At 68.5% G+C, this 23,266-nt stretch carries 17 protein-coding genes; 4 read left to right on the top strand and 13 right to left on the bottom strand.

From position 1 onward, the window contains the following. Nucleotides 1-14: 14 nt before the first annotated feature. Nucleotides 15-3,158: an arabinosyltransferase domain-containing protein gene (locus GIY23_RS14030; RefSeq protein ID WP_228717286.1), complete on the bottom strand. Its 3,144-nt coding sequence runs from the start codon at nt 3,156-3,158 to the stop codon at nt 15-17. Nucleotides 3,159-3,390: 232 nt separating this feature from the next. Between GIY23_RS14030 and GIY23_RS14025 the strand changes: the two genes are divergently transcribed. Beyond that, a complete protein-coding gene (locus GIY23_RS14025; RefSeq protein ID WP_154077073.1) occupies nt 3,391-4,068 on the top strand; it encodes a TIGR04282 family arsenosugar biosynthesis glycosyltransferase in 678 nt (225 codons plus the stop codon). 403 nt (nt 4,069-4,471) lie between these two features. On the opposite strand, the gene GIY23_RS14020 is transcribed toward GIY23_RS14025, so the two are convergent. Beyond that, nucleotides 4,472-5,515, bottom strand: a complete 1,044-nt coding sequence (locus GIY23_RS14020) for an NAD-dependent epimerase/dehydratase family protein (RefSeq protein WP_154077072.1) — start codon at nt 5,513-5,515, stop codon at nt 4,472-4,474. Between the two features lie 621 nt (nt 5,516-6,136). On the opposite strand from GIY23_RS14020, the gene GIY23_RS14015 reads away from it, so the two are divergent. Both GIY23_RS14015 and GIY23_RS22815 read left to right on the top strand, forming a co-directional pair. Beyond that, a complete protein-coding gene (locus tag GIY23_RS14015) occupies nt 6,137-7,507 on the top strand; it encodes a molybdopterin-dependent oxidoreductase (RefSeq protein ID WP_187351881.1) in 1,371 nt (456 codons plus the stop codon). Further along, the gene (locus tag GIY23_RS22815; protein ID WP_222850156.1) at nt 7,507-8,274 is read left to right on the top strand and encodes a hypothetical protein; all 768 of its coding nucleotides are present in this window, start codon (nt 7,507-7,509) and stop codon (nt 8,272-8,274) included. The genes GIY23_RS14015 and GIY23_RS22815 overlap by 1 nt, the downstream gene beginning before the upstream one ends. 26 nt (nt 8,275-8,300) lie before the next feature. Here the strand turns inward: GIY23_RS22815 and purU are convergent, their stop codons facing one another. The 7 genes from purU to glyA are packed head-to-tail and all read right to left on the bottom strand — an operon-like array spanning nt 8,301 to nt 16,779. Next, entirely contained in the window at nt 8,301-9,149 is an 849-nt protein-coding gene (gene purU, locus GIY23_RS14005; RefSeq protein WP_154077071.1) for a formyltetrahydrofolate deformylase, read from the bottom strand. 45 nt (nt 9,150-9,194) lie between these two features. Then, on the bottom strand, nt 9,195-10,541 hold the full coding sequence (locus tag GIY23_RS14000) for an L-serine ammonia-lyase (protein ID WP_154077070.1): 1,347 nt from the start codon (nt 10,539-10,541) through the stop codon (nt 9,195-9,197). Next, nucleotides 10,538-11,134 (bottom strand): sarcosine oxidase subunit gamma, encoded by a 597-nt coding sequence (locus tag GIY23_RS13995; protein ID WP_187351880.1) that lies wholly within the window; start codon nt 11,132-11,134, stop codon nt 10,538-10,540. Before GIY23_RS13995 ends, GIY23_RS14000 begins: the two co-directional genes overlap by 4 nt. Continuing rightward, complete coding sequence (locus tag GIY23_RS13990; RefSeq protein WP_154077068.1) at nt 11,127-13,958, bottom strand: 2Fe-2S iron-sulfur cluster-binding protein; 2,832 nt, start codon at nt 13,956-13,958, stop codon at nt 11,127-11,129. The genes GIY23_RS13995 and GIY23_RS13990 overlap by 8 nt, the downstream gene beginning before the upstream one ends. Beyond that, nucleotides 13,955-14,230 (bottom strand): sarcosine oxidase subunit delta, encoded by a 276-nt coding sequence (locus GIY23_RS13985; protein WP_154077067.1) that lies wholly within the window; start codon nt 14,228-14,230, stop codon nt 13,955-13,957. The genes GIY23_RS13990 and GIY23_RS13985 overlap by 4 nt, the downstream gene beginning before the upstream one ends. 22 nt (nt 14,231-14,252) lie before the next feature. Then, nucleotides 14,253-15,479 carry a sarcosine oxidase subunit beta family protein gene (locus GIY23_RS13980; RefSeq protein WP_154077066.1) on the bottom strand — a complete coding sequence of 409 codons (1,227 nt, stop codon included), beginning with the start codon at nt 15,477-15,479 and terminating at the stop codon, nt 14,253-14,255. Nucleotides 15,480-15,492: 13 nt separating this feature from the next. Next, the gene (gene glyA / locus GIY23_RS13975) at nt 15,493-16,779 is read right to left on the bottom strand and encodes a serine hydroxymethyltransferase (protein WP_154077065.1); all 1,287 of its coding nucleotides are present in this window, start codon (nt 16,777-16,779) and stop codon (nt 15,493-15,495) included. A gap of 95 nt (nt 16,780-16,874) precedes the next feature. Between glyA and GIY23_RS13970 the strand changes: the two genes are divergently transcribed. Beyond that, nucleotides 16,875-17,549, top strand: coding sequence for a GntR family transcriptional regulator (locus tag GIY23_RS13970; RefSeq protein ID WP_154077064.1), 675 nt, complete (start codon nt 16,875-16,877; stop codon nt 17,547-17,549). 67 nt (nt 17,550-17,616) lie between these two features. On the opposite strand, the gene GIY23_RS13965 is transcribed toward GIY23_RS13970, so the two are convergent. From GIY23_RS13965 to GIY23_RS13950, 4 genes are all read right to left on the bottom strand, one after another. Further along, on the bottom strand, nt 17,617-18,735 hold the full coding sequence (locus tag GIY23_RS13965) for an aromatic ring-hydroxylating oxygenase subunit alpha (protein ID WP_154077063.1): 1,119 nt from the start codon (nt 18,733-18,735) through the stop codon (nt 17,617-17,619). Between the two features lie 114 nt (nt 18,736-18,849). Beyond that, nucleotides 18,850-21,303, bottom strand: a complete 2,454-nt coding sequence (locus GIY23_RS13960) for a GcvT family protein (protein ID WP_222850155.1) — start codon at nt 21,301-21,303, stop codon at nt 18,850-18,852. Nucleotides 21,304-21,404: 101 nt separating this feature from the next. Then, nucleotides 21,405-21,929 (bottom strand): MBL fold metallo-hydrolase, encoded by a 525-nt coding sequence (locus tag GIY23_RS13955; RefSeq protein ID WP_323844996.1) that lies wholly within the window; start codon nt 21,927-21,929, stop codon nt 21,405-21,407. Nucleotides 21,930-22,031: 102 nt separating this feature from the next. After that, nucleotides 22,032-23,120 (bottom strand): S-(hydroxymethyl)mycothiol dehydrogenase, encoded by a 1,089-nt coding sequence (locus GIY23_RS13950; protein WP_154078837.1) that lies wholly within the window; start codon nt 23,118-23,120, stop codon nt 22,032-22,034. Nucleotides 23,121-23,266 lie beyond the last annotated feature (146 nt).

Here is a 23,266-nt window from a genome sequence, read left to right as displayed (position 1 = left end):
TACACGGTGGACGGTCACTCGGCCGAGTAGCCGAGAGGAGGTCGCGCCCCCTCCCATCCCCACTGACGGTCACGAGAGGTGCGCGTATCGTAGGCGTCCCGCTGGATGGGGTACGACACGGTCACCAGCTCGCCCCAGTCCTCGTACTCGGGCTTGTCCTCGACGCCCTGCAAACGGGTCGGAATCGTGGTCCGGGTACCGACCTCGTCCATCGGTGCGAAGCTGCCGCCCGCGCCCCGCACGAACGCCGCGTCTCCCGAGAAGCCCAGTCTGTCCGGCGGAAGCAACAGCGTCCGTGGCGCTTCGGCCAAGCCGTGCCCGACCTCGGGGGACCGGCGTACGCACGGCGCGTCCCAGACCATCGACCAGTCCACGTACACCGACTCCCGGTCCTGGAGGAACTGCTGGACCGGCCTGATGTCGCGGAGGCGGGGCCCGGTGGTGGCGAGCCAGCCCCCCGAGTCCGTGGTGGCGTCGACCGCACGCACCCTGACTCGGTCGGCTTCCTCCGGTACCTCGTCCGAGGAGACGTAGAGCGTGCGCCACGCCGGGTTGTCCTGCGGCCGGTCTTCGACCTCGCGTTGCGTCGGGTACGTCGGCCGTTCGTCGGAGTCCTTGTAGGCGTCGTCGAGCACGCGCTCGCCCACGGGCTGCGGTGCGTTGTCTCCGTCGGACGTGCCGAACTCCAGCGCGAGCCGGTTGCCGTCGCCGGTCCGGCCGGCGACCGAGAGCGCCAACTCCTGACGGGCCCCGACGTCGTCCAGCTCGAACCACCGGCTGGTCATGTTCCCGGTCGTCCTCGTGTCCCCGTCGATGCTGCCCCACAGGTACTCGGCGCTGCCCGTGCCCACCGGCGCGGGAGCGGGCGAGGTACTCGGATAACCGCCCTCGGGGACGAACCCGTCCAGTTCGTCCGCACCGAAGACCGGCTGCAGCACACCGTCCGGCGCGTCGCGCGTGGTCACGAGGCGGTCCACGATGCCGCAGCTCGTGCCGGTCAGGTGCGCCACGTTCTGACCGCCGACCGAGTAGCTGCCCCACATTCTGCTCGGCGCGACCGCGAACGAGACGAGCAGCACCACGACGGTGAGGATCATCGTGGTCGAGGCGACCAGCGCAGGCATCCGTGCCAGCACACTGCGCGCGGACACCGCCGCCCGGAGCCTCGGCAACAGCGGCACGGCCAGTGTCACGGCCACCAGCAGCGCCCAGAACAGCGGACTGTTGAACGGACGGAACGGGCCGTCGTCGCGGGGAACACCGAAGCTGGAGTAGAGGAACCACTCGTTCTCCCCGGAGAACGACAGGCTCGCGGCGAGCACGGCGGCACCTGCGCCGAACGCACCCACACCGAGCACCACCCGGTCCCGGGACCAGTGGCGCGCGGCGACACACACCAGGACGACGGCGGTGGTCAGCGCCGTCGCGCCCAGCCCAGCGAGCGCGCCGAAGTAGTGCGACCACTTCGACGGGGTCAACCACAGCACCACGAGGCCGAGCGCGAACGCGCCGACCGGAACGAAGCTGCTGCGCATCCCCGGCAGGCGTCCGGCGCCTCTCGCCAGCAACAGCACCGCGCAGGCCAGCAGGGCGAGCGTGCTCAACACCGGTAGCCGCCGTCCCATGCCGCCCTGTTCCGGCACGGCCCTGTCGAAGCCGAGCAGGTACTCGTACCGGGAGATTTCCTGGAACCACGAGACGTTCGGGCCGTAGAAGCTGTGCATGTCGGTGGCCCGCAGCGCACCGTGCAAGGACTGGTCGGCGAACATCGCGACCACACCGACCGCGCCCAGGCAGCCGATCAGCGTCAACGTCCCCCAGGCCGCGATCGCCGGTCGCTGCCCGTCGGTGGCCGAGTTCCGCAGCGCGCGCCAGAACGTCGGGGCCAGCAGCAGCACCGGTGCCAGCGCGGTCACGCCGACCGGGTTGACCGCGATCGTGAGCCCTGCGGCCAGACCGCCCAGCCCGAGCAGCGTCAGGCACGGAGTGCGCTCCCGCACGCTGCCCCGCACCAGGCACGTCAACGCCACGGTCACTCCGAGCGCCACGAACGGCTCCGGCCGGACGCCCAGGTTGAACGGCATCCACCACGCCAGCAGGCTCGCGGCGGTCACCACGCGCACCCACCACAGCCGGGCGTGTCGGGGGAGCACCACCGGCAGAATGCCACGGCTGATCAGCAGCCACGTGAGCAGCGCCGCCACAGTGCTCGGCACCCGCATCGTCAGCGGGTCCGCCTCCATGGCCACCAGCGGTGACACCAGGTTCAGCACGAGCATGAACGGTGCCTCCGCCGCGTTCTCCCAGCGGTAGTAGTTCGTGAACGCGCCGGTCTCCAGCGCATTGCGGACGATGCCCTCGGTGAAGCCGTCGTCCGGCGTTCGAGGGCCGAGCACCGCCCACGCGGTGAGCGCGGCGACGACCACGGCATCCACACAGGCGCGTGGCCAGCGGGGACGCGGTCCGCGGTTTCGCCGAGGTCGGGCTCGGAACACGCCGCGGCGCCGGTCGCTGAGGACCATCCAGGTCAGTGCCGCGGCGGCCAAGGCCAGCTGCACACCGATCAGCCACAGCTTCGCCGTGGTGGGCACGCTGTCGAACCACGTGCTTGTCCGCGCCTGCACCGACATGCCGTCGGCATCGGCGGGGGAGAGGTCGGTGGTGAACACGGAGATCTCGCGCACGTGCGCGGTCGAGTCCGCGACCTGCTCTCCGCCGACGCTGAGGACGCTGCGCTCCGGAGTGGTCTCCAACCGGACGTCGCACGCGCCCTCCGGAAGCGGCGCGCGGTGGATCTCGCGTCCGCCGACCAGCACACGAAGGTCCTCTGCGGTGCCCGCGACCTCGAAACCCTTCGCGGACTGTCCCGGCAGCGCACTGGAGACCACGGTCGTGGGCGGATCGGCGCCCTGAGCCGTGCGCACGACCTCGCACGGGATCTCGACGGTGACCTCGGCGGGCGCGTACGGCACGAAGAACGCCGTTGTCGGTGCGGGCTGTTCACCGGCCTGCGGCCAGGTGACCGTGGTTTCGTCCGCCAGCACCGGTGCGAACGGCACGAGTAGCGCGGTGAGGACACCCAGTACGCCGACGATCCAGGCTCCCCAGGACATCCAGCGGCGTGTCGGTCGCTGCCTTCGCGGCGGCTCGTCGCTCATCTGCGCTGACTTTCCCTCCCGTGTTCACGGTGCCGATGGTCAGGACGGTAGCGTCACGCCCTGCCGGGGTGACGGCCGGTCTCCGAACCCGTACGCACTCCGGGACGATTCGGACCGCGCTGCCGCACCGATTGCCCGATGACGTGGATCACGCTGCGCACGGAGCAACCGACTCGCCGTACCGTGCCGAATGCCGCATGATGCGAACCCGTCCGAAGCGAGGAGTGACCCGATGAGCTCGACCGCGCTGCTGGTCGTGGCGAAAGCGCCCGAGCCGGGCCACGCGAAGACCCGGCTGTGTCCTCCGCTGAGTCCGGAGGGCGCCGCGCAGGTCGCTGCGGCGAGCCTGCTCGACACGATGAGCGCGGTGCTTGCCGTACCCGAGGCGACAGCGTTCGTCGCCTGGACGGGAACGCTGCAGCGGGCGGTGCGCAGTGCCGAGATCGAGCGGGCATTGGCGGAGGTGACGCTGCTGGCCCAACGGGGCGACGGTCTCGGCGAGCGGCTCGCCGCCGCGCACTCCGACGTCGCCGAGGCCAGCACCCTGCCGGTACTGCAGATCGGCATGGACACTCCGCAGGCTACGGCCCGCGTGCTCACCGACAGCACCGAGCCGCTGCACCGGCAGGGCGGTCCGGACGCCGTGCTCGGGCTCGCCGAGGACGGCGGCTGGTGGGCGCTCGGGCTCCGGGATCCACGCCACGCGCGGGTCTTGCACGAGGTGCCGATGTCCTCTGAGGACACCGGTGAACGCACTCTGCAAGCCCTGCGGGCGGCGGGATTGAGCGTGGAGCTGCTCCCGCGGCTGCGCGACGTCGACACCATGGACGATGCGATCGAGGTCGCCGCGCACGTGCCGCGCTCCCACTTCGCCGACGCGATCAGCGCGTGCACCGCCGAATCGGCGTGATTCGGAACGTATTCGGGAACTGAGGTCGGTGGTCCGGTACCGCCGCCCCAGTTCGCGCCTCGCTGTGTTGGGGTCCTCTTGAGTACCACGCCGTACGCGGCGAAAACCCCTGCCTTGCAAGGCACGAACTCCGATCGCCGGAGCCCCTCACCCTGCCGCGGCTGGGTATGACCGTGCCCTACGGGCACCGAGGCCAGTTCCCCAATGCACTCTGAGGCGTGCCCTACGGGCACACATGCCAGTTCCCCGATGCACTCTCAGTGGAGACGACGCCCTCTGAGCCGGGGTCAGGCAGATTGCGCCGACGGATTCCTCTCCGCCTACGCAGACCGGCCGCCCGCGAGGTGAGGTTCCGCCACACAACCACCTACGCCGACCACCCCGCACCGCGTGACAGGCCGGGTCAGGCGCGGAGTTCGGCGCTGCCGAATTCGCGCATACCGTCCGCGAAGTCCACCTTCGCGGTGAACCCGAGCTCGGCACGGGCGCGTTGCGGGTCGGCCACGATGTGCCGGACGTCGCCCAGCCGGTACTGACCGGTGACCACGGGTTCCGGACCGCCGGAGGTCACGGCGAGTTCCCGCGCCATGTCCGCGATGGTGCGCGGTTGCCCGGAACAGACGTTGTAGGCACGGAACTCCGGCGAAGCCTGCTGTTCCATCGCGGCGAGGTTGGCGCGAGCGATGTCGTGCACGTGGACGAAGTCCCGGCGTTGCGCGCCGTCCTCGAACACCCGGGGCGCCTGCCCGTTCGCCAGTGCGGAGCGGAACAGCGAGCCCACGCCCGCGTACGGGGTGTCGCGCGGCATCCGCGGCCCGTACACGTTGTGGTAACGCAACGCCGCGACCGAGCCGCCGGTGTGCCGGGCCCAGCTCGCCGCGAGGTGTTCCTGGGTGAGCTTGGTCGTCGCGTAGGTGTTGCGCGGATCGACCGGGGCGTCTTCGCCCACGAGGCCGGGTTGCAGAAGTTCGCCGCAATCGGGACAGCGGGGCTCGAACACCCCCGCCTCGAGGTCCTGGCGATCACGGGGCCCCGGGCGAACGGTCCCGTGTTCGGGGCAGGTGTAGCGACCTTCGCCGTAGATGACCATCGAACTCGCCAGCACCAGATGGCGGACGTTCTCTTCGGCCATGACCGCGAGCAGGCGGGCCGTACCGAGATCGTTGTGGGCGACGTACTCGGGCATGTCGGCGGTGCCGGTCTCCAGGCCCACCATCGCGGCTTGGTGACACACGACGTCCACACCGGACAGTGCGCTCCGAACCGCCTCACCGTCGCCCACGTCGGCCCGCACCCACTCGTGCGCGTCGAGATGCGGCGGCGGGCCCTGCCCGTGCGCCGTGGGCAGCAGGCAGTCGAGCACCCGCACCTCGTGCCCGGCCTCGGCGGCCAGATCGGCGATGTGGGAACCGATGAAGCCTGCTCCACCGGTGATCAAGACGCGCATGCTGCTCCTCTGTCTCGCGGGTCGTCGTTCACGCTCGGTATTCGTCACGGCATCCGGTACGGGTCGGTGCGAACCAGGACGTGGTGGACCGCACCCTCCTCCGGATCGCGTCACGCTATCGTCTCGGGCGGTGTCGTCGCGGTACCGGTGTACGGCCGACCGGGAGGGCTTCCGTGAATCCACCGCGGCCGCGGTTGCCGACGTCGAGCACGCCGGAGGTGGTGAGGTCCACCAAAGCGCGCGCCGCGTGCCCTGCGCGACGGTGTTCTCGATCGGAACCGTCGTGCCCGCGACCTCGTCGACGACGGCGCGGAGTTCGTTGGCGGTGGTCGTGGCGGGATTTCCCACCCGGCGGCCTCCCAGTGAGAGGGCGTTGTGGAACTGAGGTCGGTGGTCCGGTACCCAAATGCACTCTGAGAGACCAATGGGACGTCCCACGCCTGCACCGCGGTGGTCCGGCCCGTCACGACTGAGCCATCGACGCCGACCGGAACCGTGTACTGGTGTCGGTCCGTCGTGCCGCCACAGAGCCTGCGGCGGCACGACGGCGTTCGCGCGCCCGAACTCCACGCCGGCGCACACACGAGAAGGTTTCCGGTCCCTGTTGGTACGGTTTCCCCAGTGGTACGCCGCGACCGAACCTCGACCGTCGACCAGCGCCCTGCCGAGAACGACGACAGTCCGCAGGCGCCATCGGAGTACGGGTTCCCCAAGGTGCTGTGGCGAACGCTGGCGCGTCTCCGTCCGCCGGTGCCACCGTTCTCACCCCGCACCTTCCGCAGCCCGCTGCGCGGCACCTGGCTCACGTCGGTGTTCGCCGTCGTGCTCCTGGTGGGGCTGCCGATCGTCACGCTCACCGGACTGGCGTCGTGGTCCGCCTACGGGCCGCAGTTCGGTCAGGCGATGCCCGCCGAGGTCGGCTACCTGCGGCTGCCTCCGTTCGAATGGCCGACGGAGCCCGCCTGGCTGTTCCGGCTCAACCAGGGGGTGCACGTCGTCCTCGGGCTCGCCCTGATTCCGGTGGTGCTGGCCAAGTTGTGGTCGGTGCTGCCGAAGCTGTTCACCTGGCCGCCCGCGCGCAGCCTCGCTCAGCTACTCGAACGGCTGTCGTTGCTGGCGCTCGTCGGCGGCATCCTGTTCGAGATCGTCACCGGCGTACTCAACATCCAGTACGACTACATCTTCGGCTTCAGTTTCTACACGGCGCACTACTGGGGTGCGTGGGTGTTCATCGCCGGGTTCGTCGTCCACGTCGCGATCAAGTTGCCGACGATGATCCGGGCACTGCGGTCGCGCTCGATGCGAACCGAGATGCGCACGCCGCTGCGTCGCACCGAGCCCGAGCCGCCGGACGAACACGGCCTGGCACCGCAGCACCCGGCGGAACCGACGATCAGCCGACGTGGTGCGCTGAGCGTGGTCGGTGGGGGAGCCGCGCTGCTCGGACTGCTCGGCCTCGCGCAGACCGTGGACGCGTTACGACCGGTGGGACTACTGGCTCCGCGCGGGCGTTCCTACGGTGACGGCCCGAACGACTTCCAGGTCAACCGCACCGCGTCGGCAGCGGGGATCGCACCGGACATCGGCGACGACTGGGTGCTGCGCTTGACCGGGGGCGCCGAGGATGTCGAGATCGGTAAGCCGGATCTGGCGGCCATGCCGCAGCACACGGCCGTGCTGCCGATCGCCTGTGTCGAGGGATGGTCCACGACGCAGACGTGGACGGGAGTTCGGCTGCGGGACCTCGCCGAGCGCGCCAGCGTGGCTTCCCCGGCGAACGCCTTCGTGCAGTCCGTCGAGCAAGCGGGCGCGTTCAACAGCGCGACGCTGCAGGCCAATCAGGTGCTGCATCCCGACTCCCTGCTCGCACTCCAGGTCAACGGCGTCGACCTGTCGCTGGATCACGGCTTTCCGGCACGCGTGATCGTTCCGGCGCTGCCCGGCGTGCACAACACCAAGTGGGTCGCCTCGATCGACTTCCGGAGCGCCTGATGGCTCGCCTCCTCAGCACGACGCTCTCCGGTTGGCGCCGGTTCTACGGTGCGAATCCGCTGCACCTGCTCGTCGTACTCGCCGGCGCCGCGCTCGCCGGATACGCGGTCAGCTTCGTCTCGACCGAGTCGATGGCCACCCGGATGCTGATCTGGTTCGTCGGCGCGCTCGTGGTCCACGATCTCCTCCTGTTTCCGCTCTACGCGTTGGCGGACCGCTCGTTGCTCGTGGGGCGCTGGGCGCGACGCCGACTGACTCGCAGGCACGAGCCGCGAGTTCCGGCGATCAACCACCTCCGCGTGCCCGCCCTCGGCAGTGGCCTGTTGTTGCTGGTCTTCCTCCCCGTGATCACAGGGCAGGGGGAGTCGGCCTATGTGACGGCGACGGGCATGACCACCGAACCGTACCTCCAGCGCTGGGTGTGGATCAGCGTTGTCCTGTTCGCCGTCAGCGCCGTGCTCTACGTGGTCCGACTGGCGGTGGCCGTCGCCGTCGGCGTGCGCGACTCTCGCAGGGCAGCGCGCGCGGCCGCCGCCCGGGGGCGTGAGGCGAAAAGCAAAGCCGGTGTCGGCGCGACCGGTTCGACGAAGGCCGTCGCTGCCCGGGACGACGAACGCGGCGTTCAGGGACGGAAGCCGTCCGCGAGTGCGGAGCAGGCGGCCGCCGACAGCGGCACGGCTCGGCGCGTCGACCCCGCGCCCGAGCAGGCGACCGTGGACCACGGGAACGAGAATCTTCCCCCACACAAGGAAGACGACCGTCGTTAGTCGGGTAGGCGGATTGCGGGCCGCGGTCAGGTGAAGACGACCGTGCCTGTGCCGTTGAGCATCACGCGCTGTTCGCAGTGCCAACGCACGGCCCGGGCCAATGCCACGGATTCGGCGTCCTGCCCCACGTTCGACAATCGCGGCGGGTCGAGGGTGTGGTCGATGCGGATGACCTCCTGTTCGATGATCGGTCCTTCGTCGAGATCCGGTGTCACGTAGTGCGCGGTGGCGCCGACGAGCTTCACCCCACGATCGAAGGCCTGGTGGTACGGCTTGGCTCCCTTGAACCCAGGGAGGAACGAGTGGTGGATGTTGATGGCTCGTCCGCGCAGGACTCGGCAGAGGTCGTCGGAGAGGACCTGCATGTAGCGGGCGAGTACGACGAGGTCGGTGTCGTACTCGTCGACGAGGCGCAGCAGTTCGGCTTCGGCTTCCGGTTTGTCACCGGGGGTGACCGGCACGTGGAAGAACGGAAGGTCCGCCGCCTCCGCCATCGGACGGAGGGTGTCGTGGTTGGAGACGACGGCGACGATCTCGGCGCCGAGATTGCCCGCGCGCCAGCGGAAAATCAGATCGTTGAGGCAGTGCCCGAGCTTCGAGACCATGACGACCACGCGGCGCGGCCGGCTGTCGGTCAGCTCGAACGACATCCCGAACTTCGCGGCCACCGTGTCGAAATCCGCGTGCAATGAGGTTCCGTCGTACCCGGGGCCGGCGTGGAACGCGGTACGCATGAACAGCTGGCCCCGCGTGACGTCGTCGAACTGCTGGTGTTCGACGATGTCACAGTGTCGCTGGTAGAGGAACTCGCTGACGGCATGGACGATTCCAGGCTGCTGCCCGCAGTGCAGGTTCAGGGTGACCAGGTTCGCCAAGGGTGTCTCCCGCGGGGACGCGTGTCGGGCGGAGCGGGGCGATGATCAGCATTCGATGACGTTGACCGCGAGACCGCCGCGTGCGGTCTCCTTGTACTTGGTTTTCATGTCACGTCCGGTGTCGCGCATCGTCTTGATGGCTTTGTCCAGCGAGACATAGTGGTTGCCGTCTCCACGCAGGGCCATCCGGGCCGCGGTGACGGCTTTGACCGACGCGACGGCATTGCGTTCGATGCACGGGATCTGCACGAGACCGCCGATCGGGTCGCACGTGAGCCCGAGGTTGTGCTCGAGGCCGATCTCGGCCGCGTTCTCGACCTGGGTGGGGCTGCCACCGAGCACCTCGGTGAGTCCGGCTGCGGCCATCGAGCACGCCGAGCCGACCTCACCCTGACACCCGACCTCCGCGCCCGAGATCGACGCGTTCTCCTTGAACAGTGCGCCGATCGCACCGGCGGTGAGCAGGAACCGGACGATGCCCTCGTCGGTCGGCGCCGAGGTGTGCCGGACGTAGTAGTGCAGTACCGCGGGCACGATTCCGGCCGCGCCGTTCGTCGGAGCGGTGACGACGCGCCCACCGGCGGCGTTCTCCTCGTTGACGGCCAGAGCGTAGAGCGTGACCCACTCCATCGGGTCGTCGGTCGGGGACAGCTTCGCCGAGAGGTCGGCCGCTCGACGTCGGACCTGCATGCCACCCGGCAGATTCCCCGTGTTGGAACGGCCGTTGGCCACGCATTCGGCCATGACCCGCCACAACTGCAGCAGCTGTTCGTGGATCGCGTCCGCACTGCGCCGGGTCAACTCGTTGGCGTGCATGACACCGGAGATCGACTCTCCGGATTCGACGGAGTGGGACAACAGCTCCGAGGCGTTCGTGAACGGCTTCGGCACCTGCGTGTCGTCCGGTTGGATCGTGCTCGTGGAGTCGTCGAGGACGAATCCGCCACCGACCGAGTAGTAGTCGACGGTGCACAGTTCGGCGCCGGAGGCATCCGTGGCACTGAACCGCATTCCGTTGGGATGCGCCGAGAGTGTCTTGCGCCGATGCAGGATCAGGTCGCGCTCGACGACATAGGGGATCGGGTGGGTCCCGCCCAGGCGAAGGGTTCCCTCGGTACGGATCTCGACGAGCCGTTCTTGCACCGACCCCGGCTGAACGGACTCCGGGGCATGGCCCTCCAGCCCGAGCAGGACCGCATCCGGACTGCCGTGCCCTCGTCCGGTGGCGCCGAGCGAGCCGAAAAGCTCGACTCGGACTCCGTGGACGTTTGCCAGGACCCCGGATTCGCGCACTCTCGTGACGAATCGGTTCGCCGCCCTCATCGGGCCGACCGTGTGCGAGCTCGACGGCCCGATGCCCACCGAGAACAGATCGAACACACTGACCGTCATGGCCAACCCCCTCGATATTCCAGGCAGGCGTCGTTGAGCCAGTCGACGACGTGGCGAGCGAAGGACGCGCGGACGAAAAGCCAGTAGTGCGGCCGCTGCTCGTCCCAGCAGAGCAGGACGACCTGCGCTCGTCCCAGCAACGTCTGTGCGCACTGGTGCGCACCGAACACCCGGGGATGCAGGTCGAGCGAACATCCCTTCGCGAGTAGTTCCCGGGTGCGCGGCCCCGAGATGTCGATGACCGTCCGGTGCGCGGAAACGTCGGTCACGGAGCCGAAGTCGTCGTCCAACGCGTCCCGCAGCAGAGTGAGGATGCGGTCGGTGTCGTGGTCGGGGCCGAGGACCAGCCATTCGTCCGGACCCAGCCAGAGCACGGTGAGGTCGTTGTTCGTGGCGACCTCACCGCCCTGGTTCGGCAACATGACGCCGATCGCCGTGCCGATCCGCTCCGCGGCCGGACTCTTGGGGTCGACACGGAGGTTGACCTGGGCACGGAACGGGAGCTCACGCAAGCGAACCGCACCAGGGTCCGCCGCCGCGACGAGCGTGTCGGCTCGGGCAACGAGGGGGCTCTCGCCGTAGGTGTCAGCCATCACGTCGCGCTCCTTGCTTGTCGTAGAAGACCGTCTCGGTGATCGTGACCGGGACGAGTTCGCCGCCGAGGGGGCTGTAGATCGTGTCCCCGTGCCGATGGTGTCCGTTGTGGACCAACGCCAACGAAAAGCCACGGCCCAGCGTCGCGCTCCGGTAACTGGACGTGACGTGGCCCAGCATGGGAACGGGAGGTTCCGGCAGGTCCTGGGTCTCGACCAGTTGCGCGCCTTCCGAGAGGACGAGCTCCGGATCCTCGGGAAGGATGCCGACGAGCTGCTTGCGGTCCGTCCGTCGGGTGTCCTGCCGGTCGAAGGAACGCTTGCCGAGGAAGTCGTGCTTGCTCTTCGACACGGCCCAGTTCATCCCGAGGTCGTACGGGGTGATGGTGCCGTCGGTGTCCTGACCGACGATGGGAAAGCCCTTCTCGGCTCGCAGCACATGCATCGTCTCGGTGCCGTACGGCGTGATGGACTCCGGGCGACCGGCGTCGAACAGGGCCTCCCAGATTTCGCGACCGTGCCACCAGGGCACGTTGATCTCGTATGCCAGCTCGCCGGAGAAACTGATCCGGCAGACTCGGGCACGGCGCCCGGCGACCGGACCGTCGACCCACGACATGAACGGGAAGGTGTCGTTGTCCAAGTCGATCGTGCTGACCCGGCCGAGCACGTCCCGTGCCTGCGGCCCGACGAGTGCGATCGTCGCCCACTGTTCGGTGACCGACGTCAGGTGGACGCGCAAGTCCGTCCACTCGGTCTGCAGCCAGTCCTCGAGCCAGTCCAAGACTCCGGCGGCGCCGCCCGTGGTGGTGGTGATCAGGTAGCGTCCCTCGCCCGCGCACAGCACGGTGCCGTCGTCGAAGACCATGCCGTCGGAACCACACATCACCGCGTACCGGATCCGGCCGGGTTTGAGGGTGGAGATCTTGTTGGTGTAAACGCGGTCCAGGAACTCGGCCGCGTCCGGTCCCTGGACGTCGATCTTGCCCAAGGTGGACACGTCCTGGATCGCGACGCCCTCGCGTGCGGCACGGCACTCCCGCAGCACCGCGGTCTCCATGTCCTCGCCCGAACGCGGGTAGTACCACGGGCGCTTCCACTGACCCACGTTCTCGAACTCGGCACCCTGGGCGACGTGCCAGTCGTGCAGTGCGGTCACACGGACCGGGTCGTAGAGATCGCCACGCTCCTGGCCGGCGAGTGCGGCGAAGCTGACGGGGGTGAACGGTGCGCGGAACGTCGTCGTCCCGAGCTCTGCCGGATGTTGCCCGTTGAGCGCGGCGATGACGCCCGTGGACACGATTCCCGAGGTCTTGCCCTGCTCGTGGCCGGTTCCGATCGTGGTGTAACGCTTGACGTGCTCCACCGAGGTCAGGCCCGCACCCGTCGCGCGGCGGACGTCGGCGACCGTCGCATCTCTGGTGAGATCGACGAACTGCGTGGTGCCCTCGGTGTCGCTGGAACTGGGCACGAACGTGAGGTTCGTGCCGGCGAGGACCGGTACCCGTTCGGCGGTCGGGCGGACCTGCGGTTCGGGGACGAACCCGAGCGCGATCGAGGCGTCGGCTCCCGCTTGTGCCCCGTAACGCAGGCATTCGCCCGTGGTGAGCGTGCCCGCGCAGGCACCGGCGGAACGCACCCGTTGCCGCGCGCCGTCCGGCAGGAAGGCTCCGACGGACTCGTCCTGACGCAACCCGCCGCCTGCCTGGCTGTGCAGGTGGACCGCGGGCGTCCATCCTCCGGAGACCAGCAGGAGGTCACAGGTGACGACCTTGCGTACTCCGGGCAACCGGTCCTGATCCGACGCCAATGTGGACAGATGGGCGTGGGTCACCCTGCTCGGGCCGGAGGTACTCACGACGGCGGCGTGGCTGTGGATCGGGATCCCGCGTTCGATACACAGCGAAGCCCAGTAGGTGGACACGACGTCGCGTGCGTCCACTATGGCGGCGACGTCCACTCCCGCGTCGTGCAGGTTCACCGCGGCGGCGTAGGCGCTGTCGTTCGTCGTGAAGATCACGGCCCGTCGACCCGGCAGGACCGCGTACCGGTGCAGGTAGGTCTCGGCGGCACCGGCGAGCATGACGCCCGGACGGTCGTTGCCGGAGAACACGACTGGACGTTCGTGGGATCCGGTCGCCAGCACGACCTCCTTGGCACGGATGCGCCAGATGCGTTGCGAGCCGTGCCCGCGGTGCTCGACGGCCATCACGTAGTTGTCGTCGTAGTAGCCGAACACGGTGGTGCGACGAAGCAGCCGGACCTCGTCCTGGTTCTCGAGGTACCGGGTCGTGCGGTCGACCCAGCACGAGGCAGGGAGGCCGTCGATGTTCTCCTGCCGTCCGGACAGGGTGCCGCCGAGCCGGGTGTCGCTGTCCGCGAGCATCACACGGGCTCCGCTGCTGGCCGCTGCGTCGGCCGCCGCCAGGCCCGCCGGTCCACCCCCGACGACGAGCACGTCGCAGTGCGCGTGCATGGCGTCGTTGCGTGCGGTGTCGCCGGCGTCGACGAGTTCACCCCGTCCCGGGAGGCTCCTGGCCCGCAGGCCCTCTTCGAGCGGGACCGTGGTAGCCGTGAGCATCGGCTCGGCGTAGGGCTCGTCCACCTGTACGAGCGCGTTGGGTTCCTCGACGCCTGCGCTGACGATCCCGCGAGGACGCCGGTACTTGATGCTCGAGCCGACCCGGTGAACCCCGTTGGCCAGCAGGGCCGAAGCCAGTGTGTCTCCGGCGTACCCGGACAACCGCCGACCGTCGAAGTGGAAGTCGATCGGACGGTCGCGGTCGATGTGCCCGCCGTCGGCGAGCCGGAACTCGTTGCTCATGGGGCCACCGCCTTCGGATCCTGTGAGGTGTGGTGCAGGACCGTGTTGGTCGCCGTGTCGCGCCGGACGGCGAACCATCGCCGGCATCCGGCCGTGTGGCACCAGCGTTCGGTGAACTCACCCTTCGGGTTGGCCCGGTGGAACAGGAATCGGGCCCACTGTTCGTCGGAGAGCTCCTGCGGATCGGCGGGGTAGGCGACGTTCGCCTGGCCGCCGTAGTGGAACTCGGTCTCGTCACGGGGCCCGCACCACGGGCACGGAATCAACATCATCAGCGTCACGTCCTCGGTGTGGTCAGTGGGCGACGCCCGCGGCGCCGTGTTCGTCGACGAGCGCTCCGGTGGTGAAGCGGTCGAGGGAGAACGGGGCGTTGAGCGGGTGCGGTTCGTCGTGGGCGATCGTGTGCGCGTAGCACCAGCCGACGCCGGGGGTGGCTTTGAAACCACCGGTGCCCCAGCCGCAGTTGATGTAGAGGCCGTCGAAGGGCGTCAGTCCCATGATCGCGGAGGCGTCGGGGGTGACGTCCACCGTGCCCGCCCAGGTGCGGAGCACGTGCGCGCGGGAGAAGATCGGGAACAACTCCACCGCCGCCTGCATCTGTCGTTCGATGGTGTGGAACGAGCCGCGCTGGGCGTAGGAGTTGTACGAGTCGATCCCCGCCCCGAGTACGAGTTCGCCTTTGTGGGCCTGGGAAACGTAGACGTGCACCGCGTTGGACATCACGACCGTCGGGTGTACCGGTTCGAAGAGTTCGGAGACCAGCGCCTGCAGCGGGTGGCTCTGCAGCGGGAGGTCGAGTCCGAGAGTGTCGGTCACCGTGGAGGTGCTCCCCGCCGCCGCGAGCGCGACCTTGCCCGCGGCGATCGGTCCCCGTGTCGTCTGGACACCGCAGACCTTGCTGCCCGCCACCTCGACACTCGTGACCTCGCAGTCCTGAATGAGGTGCACACCCATCCTGTCCAGCGCGCGGGCGAGACCCCACGCGACGTGGTCGTGCTTGGCGATACCGGCGCGTGGCTGGTAAGTCGCGCCGTGCACCGGATAGCGCAGTTCGGGTGAGGTGTTGAGGATCGGGCAGACCTCGCTGACCTCGTCCGGATTCAGCCACTCGGCGTCGATGCCGTTGAGTTTGTTCGCTTCGACCCGGCGCACGGAGTCCCGGACGTCCTGCAGGGAGTGCGCGAGGTTGAGTACACCGCGCTGACTGAACAGCAGCGGGTAATCCAGCTCGTCCTCGAGCCCTTCCCAGAGTTTCAGCGCGTGCTCGTAGAGTCCCGCGCTGTCGTCCCAGAGGTAGTTGGAGCGGATGATCGTCGTGTTGCGGGCCATGTTCCCGCCCGCCAGCCAGCCCTTCTCGAGCACGGCGATGTCGGTGATGCCGTGGTTGGTCGCGAGGTAGTAGGCAGTAGCGAGCCCGTGCCCGCCACCACCGACGATCACGACGTCGTAGGTGCGCTTCGGTTCCGGGGAGTGCCACAGGAAATCCGGGTGCTGCGGCAGTTCCGGGGGATGCTCGGTCATCGGGTGGCCTCCCTCAGAGGTTGGGGTAGAGCGGCTTGTCGGCGGCGAGCTTTTCGACGCGCGCGCGCAGCGATTTGCTGCGGGTGTCGTCGAAGGTGGGTTGGAGTGCTTCGGCGATGATGTCGGCGACTTCGGTGAACTCGGTCTTGCCGAATCCGCGGGTGGCCAGCGCCGAGGTGCCGATGCGGAGCCCGGAGGTGACCATCGGGGGCCGGGGGTCGTTGGGCACGGCGTTGCGGTTGACGGTGATGCCGATCTCGTGGAGCCGGTCTTCGGCTTGTTGCCCGTCGAGTTGGGAGTGGCGCAGGTCGACGAGCACGAGGTGCACGTCGGTGCCGCCGGAGACCAGTTGCACACCGGCCTGGGTGGCGTCGTCGGCCTGCAACCGGCGGGCGATGAGGCCGGCGCCTTCGACGGTGCGGGTCTGGCGGTCGCGGAACTCGTCGCTGGCGGCCATCTTGAACCCGACGGCCTTGCCTGCGATGACGTGTTCGAGCGGGCCGCCCTGTTGGCCGGGGAAGACCGCGGAGTTGAACTTCTTGGTCAACTCCGGGTCGGCGGAGAGGATCACGCCGCCGCGGGGGCCGCCGAGGGTTTTGTGGGTGGTGGTGGTGACCACGTGGGCGTGCGGGACGGGGTTGGGGTGCAGCCCGGCCGCGACGAGTCCGGCGAAGTGGGCCATGTCGACCATCAGGTAGGCACCGACCTCGTCGGCGATGGCGCGGAACGCGGCGAAGTCCAGGTGCCGGGGGTAGGCCGACCAGCCGGCCACGATCATCTGCGGCTTGTTCTCGCGGGCCAGGCGGGCGACCTCGTCCATGTCGACGCGGTGGTCGGTCTCGGAGACGTGGTACGGGACGACGTTGTAGAGCTTGCCGGAGAAGTTGATCCGCATGCCGTGGGTGAGGTGTCCGCCGTGGGCCAGGTCCAGGCCCATGATCGTGTCACCGGGTTTGAGCAGGGCGAACATGGCCGCGGCGTTGGCTTGGGCGCCGGAGTGTGGCTGCACGTTGGCGTAGGCGGCGCCGAAGAGGTCCTTGACCCGGTCCAGGGCCAGCTGCTCGACGACGTCGACGTGTTCGCACCCGCCGTAGTAGCGCCGCCCGGGGTAGCCCTCGGCGTACTTGTTCGTCAACGCCGAGCCCTGGGCCTCCAGCACCGACTGCGGCGCGAAGTTCTCCGAGGCGATCATCTCCAACGTGGTCTGCTGGCGCCGCAACTCGGCATCGACCGCGGCCGCCACCTCCGGATCCGCATCCGCAAGCCGACTATTGAAGAACTCCTGGTCAGTGCGTGTCACGGGCGATCCCTTCCTGCTGCGGACGACACGGGGAAGGCGTTAGGTATACCAGTAACGGACAACTGAAATTTCAGTTGTGATGCTAGGTTAGCAGCATGACGTCCGAGTCCGGTAGAGCCGAATCGAGTACTCGTCAGCCGCAGGCGGCTCCGTTGCGTGACCAGGCCTACGTCGCGCTCCGGGACAAGCTGGTCATGCTGGAGATCCCGCCCGGCGCGCCGATCCACGAGGAGGAGATCACCTCCAGCCTCGGGCTCGGGCGCACACCGGTGCGGCAGGCGCTGCGCCGGCTCGAGGTCGAACGCCTGGTCGCCATCCACCCGCGCCGTGGCACGTTCGCCGCCGACGTGCACATCACCGATCTCAGCCAGATCGCCGAGATTCGGCTGCACCTGGAGTCGCAGGCGGCGGGGTGGGCCGCACAGCGAGCGACCCAGGAGGAACGCGACACCCTCCGGAGCCTTCTCGTCGAGATGCAGCAGGCCGAGTCCGACGACCCGGCCAAGCTCATGGAGCTCGACAGCGGCATGCACCGCACGATCTATCAGTGCGCGCACAACGCGTACCTCGAAGGCAGCCTGACCGAGCTGCACAACCTCATGGCGCGGATCTGGTACCTGTTCGCGCCCCGGCTGCCGCAGGCGGCGCGGCTGATGGAGGACCATGCTCCCCTTGTCGAGGCGATCATCGCCGGTGACCGCGACAAGGCTCAGCACCTCGCCGCGCGGCACGTCAGCGACTTCGAATCGGCGGTCAAGGCCGTGCTGTGACGTGTCTCGCCCCGCGCACGGCCACGGCAGCGTGAGCCTTTTTGGTTGCTATAGCCACTAAAAAGGCTCACGCTGTCTTTTCCCGGACCCAGTCGTGGAACTCGCCGATGTGGTGTTCACTCGGCACGAGGACACCGCCACGGGCGTAGGAACGCGAGTTCATGGCGAGCTGACAGCGCTCGCACGCGTCGAAGTCCTGTCGGTTGACCCGGTCGAAGAGCTCCACCGACTGCGAGAGGTCCGTGCCCGACTCGATCACGTCGGGTGAGTACAGCCAGTCGCACTCGATCCAGGTGCGTTCCGGTGTCAGCGGGAACATCCGGTGCACGATCACGTGATCGGGAACCAGGTTGATGAACACCTGTGGTCGCACGGTGATCGCGTAGTAGCGCCGGTCCTGATGCTCGCCGACGCCCGGAAGCCGATCGAGGCCCTGGCCGCCGTCGACCGTGAACCCCTCGACGTCCGAGCCGAACTCGGCGCCGTGACCGACGTAGTACTGCGCGGCGAACCCGTCGGCGAATTCGGGCAGCACCTCGGTCAGTTCCGGATGGATCGTGGCGCAGTGGTAGCACTCCATGAAGTTCTCGATGATCTGCTTCCAGTTCGCCCTGACGTCGTACTCGATGCGCTTGCCGAGGCGCAGCGAACCGATGTCGTAGGCGTCGATCTCTTCGGCAGAACCGAGACGTGCGGCGACGTCCGAGCGGACCGTTTCCTCGAACGACGGAGGTTCCTCGGCCAGGCTCACCCAGGCGTAGCCCAACCATTCCCGCAGGTGCAGCCTCGTGAGGCCGAACTCGGTCCGGTCGAGATCCGGCATGCTGGTGAGGTTCGGCGCCGCGATGAGTTTCCCGTCGAGGCCGTAGGTCCAGGCATGGTAGGGACATTGGAAGGACTTGCTCACCTGCCCGTGTTCCTCGGTGCACAGGCGCGCACCACGGTGCCTGCACACGTTCAGGAAAGCGTTGAGCCCTCCTTTGCGCTCCCGGGCGACGAGAACGCTTTCTCGTCCTATTTGGACGGTGCGGTAGGCGCCCGGTTCGGCGAGGTCGTCACCGCGCACGGCACAGAACCACTGTTGCTCGAAGATTCGGTCCTGCTCGAGGGCGAAGACGATGGGGTCGGTGTAGTGGTGGCCGGGCAGCGTGGTCCGGAGGCTCTGAGCGTTCTCGGTGGTCGTCAAGGGTCCTTCCTCACTCACATCGGTCACGCGACACTGAGGTGGAACTGCGGGCAGCGGGGATCGGTGGCGGCGTACCGCTTCGCGAACGATGCGCCACCGTTCCACGGGACGACATCAGCGCCTGATCCGTGTCATCTCGGGATCGAACAGGGGCTCGGTCGCGACGGACGCCGGGTACGCCTGTCCGAAGTACTCGACATGGACCTGTGTTCCCGGATCCGTCCAGTTGCTGTCGATCCACGCGTAGGCGATCGAGGCCCGCAGGGTGTACCCGTAGGCGGCGCTGGTGACGTAGCCGACCGGAACCCCTTCGTGGTAGACGGGTTCCTTGCCCATCACGACGTGCTCGGGATGGTCGAACACGAGTGGCACGAGCTTGCGGCCGGTGGGCTGGGCGGCCAGATTGTCCAGCGCGGACCGTCCGACGAAGTCGCCCTTGGTCATCCGTACGGCGAAACCGACGCCGGCTTCGTACGGGTGGTGTTCGGCCGTCATGTCCGTACCCCACGCACGGTAACCCTTCTCCAACCGGAGACTGTTGAAGGCACTGCGCCCTGCGGCGGTGACACCGAGATGCTCGCCCGCCTCCCACAAGCTGTCCCACAGACGCAGGCCGACGTCGGCGTCCGCGTAGATCTCCCATCCGAGCTCGCCCACATAGGACACGCGCATCGCCGTCACCGGGACTCCCGCGATGTTCGCGTGGCGAGCCTTGAAGAACCCGAATCCTTCGTGGGAGAAGTCCTCGGTGGTCAGCGGCTGCACCAGCGCACGTGCGGACGGCCCCCACACTCCGACGCAGCATGTGCCCGTGGTGATGTCCCGAATGGCCACCGATCCGTCGGCAGGCAGATGCTGCTGCAGCCAGTCCAGATCCAGTGCGCCGTTGACGCCCGCCTGGAATACGTCGTCGCCGAGTCGTGCGACCGTCACGTCGCTGCGGATACCCCCGGCTTCGTCGAGGAGCAGGGTGTAGCCGACGGCGCCCGGCTTCCTGTTCATCTGCCCCGTCGTCATTCGTTGCAGGAACTCCAGCGCACCGGGACCGCGAATCTCCAGCCGCTTCAGTGGTGTCATGTCGTACAGGGCGACCCGGTTCCGAGTGGCTTCGGCTTCCGCGGCGGCGATCGGGGACCAGTACCGGGAGGCCCAATCGCCGCGTTCGGGAAGGGTGAGCTCATCGACCGACGCGGCGTTCGACTCGTACCAGTGTGGACGTTCCCAGCCCCCTGCTTCGAGGAAGAACGCCCCCAATTCCTGTTGACGTGGGTAGAACGGGCTGGTGCGCAGCGGCCGAGGGTGCTCTGCGGGTTGCAGCGGGTGGACTACGTCGTAGACCTCGACGAACGCGTCCGTGGCGCGCTGACGAACGTACTGCGGGTCGCGTTGCACCGGTTCGAACCGGTGCAGGTCGCATTCGTGCAGGTCGGTCGAGGGGCGACCGTCGACGAGCCACTCGGCCAAGGCCTTGGCGACACCCGCCGAATGCGTGACCCAGACAGCCTCGGCCATCCAGAAGCCGGGTACGTCGCGGGACTCGCCGATCAGGGGCATGCCGTCGGAGGTGAACGACATGACGCCGTTGAACCCTTCGTCGAGCTTGGTGTCCGCCAGCCCGGGGAGCAGCCGCAGGGACTCCTGCCACGACGGATCGAAGTCGGCGTCGGTGAAGGTGAGCATCGACGGCATGGCACTGGACGGGTCGGCGGCCAGGTCGTCGAGGTCGACCGGCATCGGACGGTGGGCGTAACTGCCGATCCCGAGACGATCGACGTGTTCCCGGAAGTACAGGTCGGCATCCTGGTGGCGCAGGATGGGACGGCGTGCCTCGGTGTGTTCGTCGTTGAGCCCCACCAGCTCGGGGAGCTGGGTCGTCTTCGCGTACTGGTGAGCCATGGGCAGCAGCGGGATGTCGACGTCGACCATGCGACCGATCGTCGGGCCCCAGAATCCGGCGGCGGAGACGACGATGTCGGCGGGTACGGCTCCGTGGTCGGTCACGACCGCGCTGACCCGGCCGTTGCGCCGCTCGATGTCGAGCACGGTGTGATGTGCCAGGAACACCGCGCCTCGGCCGCTTGCGCGACGGGCCTGCGCCTCACCGGCGCGGAGCGCCGTGGCGAGACCGTCGTCCGGTGTGTAGAGACCGCCGAAGATCTGCTCGCCGTCGACCGTCGGCCACAGCTCGGTGCAGTCGTCGGCGCTGAGGAGTTCCGATCGGATTCCCCACGAGGCGGCCAGGCCGCTCTTGCGCCGGAGATCGTCCCAGCGTTCCTGCGTGGTGGCCAGCTCCAGACCACCGACCGGCCGGAAGCAGGGCTTGCCGTCCAGGGACAGGTCCCGGAACTTGCGGACGGTGTAGTCGCCGAACTCGGTGAGCGTCCGTGACGCGTTGGTCCGGAACACGAGGCCGGGGGCGTGCGAGCTGGAGCCTCCGGTCGTGAACAGCGGCCCCTGCTCGACCACGGTCACGTCCGTCCATCCGCGTTCGGTCAGCTCGTCGGCCACGGAGCAACCGACGATGCCTGCGCCGATGATGACCACTCGGGGCACTGCGTGTCGTGCCATCAGCATTCGTCCTTTCACAGCGGTGGGACAAAAGGCGCGTAGGGTCGTCCCGGCAGCCCCGATGCGGACCGCCGGTTCGTGGAACGGGCGTGAACCCCTGCTCAGTGGCCTCGGATCAGCCACTCCTCGCGGTGCGGTGCTTCCTCGCCGATGGTCGTGGTCTCGCCGTGTCCGGTGTGGACGATCGTGGCGGGGTCGAGGCCGAGGAGTCGTTTTGAGATCGCGTGCACGATCGTGGGGAAGTCCGAGTACGACCGCCCGGTGGCCCCGGGGCCGCCACGGAACAACGTGTCGCCGGAGAACAACCAGCCGCGTTCGGCCGCATGCAGACAGATCCCGCCCCAGGTGTGTCCGGGGGTGTGGAGCACCTCGAAATCGACGTCGGCGACGGACAAGCGATCGCCGTCCACGAGCGTTCCGTCCGGGGTGCGGTCGGGGTGGACCTGTTTCCACAGGACCTCGTCCTCGGCGTGCAGCAGGATGGGTGCTCCCACCGCGTCGGCGACCGGGACGGCACCGTTGATGTGGTCGTTGTGCCCGTGGGTGCACACGACCGCGGTCACGCGGCGCCCGCCGATCGTGGCGAGGATTCGGTCCGGTTCGTGGGACGGATCGACGACGAGCACCTCGTGGTCGTCACCGACGATCCAGACGTTGTTGTCGACCTCGAAGGTCCCCCCCGTCGAGTTGGAACACGCCGGAGGTGCGCGTGAGCTCCACCCGTGCGGTCATCGGAACATCACCACCGATCGCAGCACCTCGCCGGCGTTCATCTTCGTGAACGCGGTCTCCACCTGGTCGACGGCGATCCTCTCGGTGACGAACTCCTCCAGGTCGATGCGACCCTGCTGGTGCAGGTCGACCAGCATCGGGAAGTCGCGGCTGGGCAGGCAGTCGCCGTACCACGAGGACTTGAGCGCGCCGCCCCGTCCGAAGACGTCGAGCAGCGGCAGTTCCAGAGTGGCTTCCGGACTCGGGACCCCGACCAGGACCACCGTGCCCGCGAGGTCGCGGGCGTAGAAGGCCTGCCGGTAGGTTTCGGGTCGCCCGACGGCGTCGACGACGACGTCGGCACCGAACCCGTCGGTGAACGCGCGGATCGCCTCCACGGGGTCGCCGTGCCGCGCGTTGACCAGGTCGGTGGCACCGAACCTGCCCGCCCAGTTGAGTTTCCTCGGGTCGACGTCGACGGCGATGATCCGGCGTGCGCCCGCGATCTCGGCCCCGGCGATGGCGGCGCTGCCCACGCCGCCGCAGCCGATGACCGCGACGGTGTCGCCGCGTCGAACCGGTGCGGTGTTGATCGCGGCGCCGATTCCGGCCATAGCGCCGCAGCCGAGAAGTCCGGCGACGTCGGGCTCGACGTCCGGGTCGACCTTGGTGCATTGCCCAGCCGCGACGAGGGTCTTGTCCGCGAACGCCCCGATACCGAGCGCGGGGGAGAGCGGGGTTCCGTCTTCCAGGGTCATCGGTTGCCGAGCGTTGTGGGTGTCGAAGCAGTACTGCTGCTCACCACGCTTGCATGCGCGGCAGCGCCCGCACACGGCGCGCCAGTTCAGCACCACGAAGTCGCCGGGTTCCACGTCGGTGACTCCGTCGCCGACGGACTCGACGACACCCGCCGCTTCGTGCCCGAGCAGGAAGGGAAACTGATCGTTGATCTCGCCGTCGCGGTAAGCGAGGTCGGTGTGGCAGACCCCGCAGGCCTGCACGGCGACGAGCGCCTCTCCCGGGCCGGGATCCGGCACCAGGATGTCCGTCAGTTCCACGGGTGCGCCCTCTTTGAGTGAGACGACACCTCGGACCTTGTGCAGCAAAGATCTCTCCTCTCCGGCACGCAGCGCCGCGGAGTTCGGTGGGGTGGAGAAGTTGAGGATCACCCGGGCTGTGTTGCGCGATGCGCGAAGGGTTGCCCGATGTGAAACACGATGGAGAGCACCGGGGAGTGCTGTCAAGGGGTGTT

This window comes from Allosaccharopolyspora coralli (assembly GCF_009664835.1).
GTDB classification, from domain to species: domain Bacteria; phylum Actinomycetota; class Actinomycetes; order Mycobacteriales; family Pseudonocardiaceae; genus Allosaccharopolyspora; species Allosaccharopolyspora coralli.
This window is presented reverse-complemented; position numbering and strand designations above follow the sequence as displayed.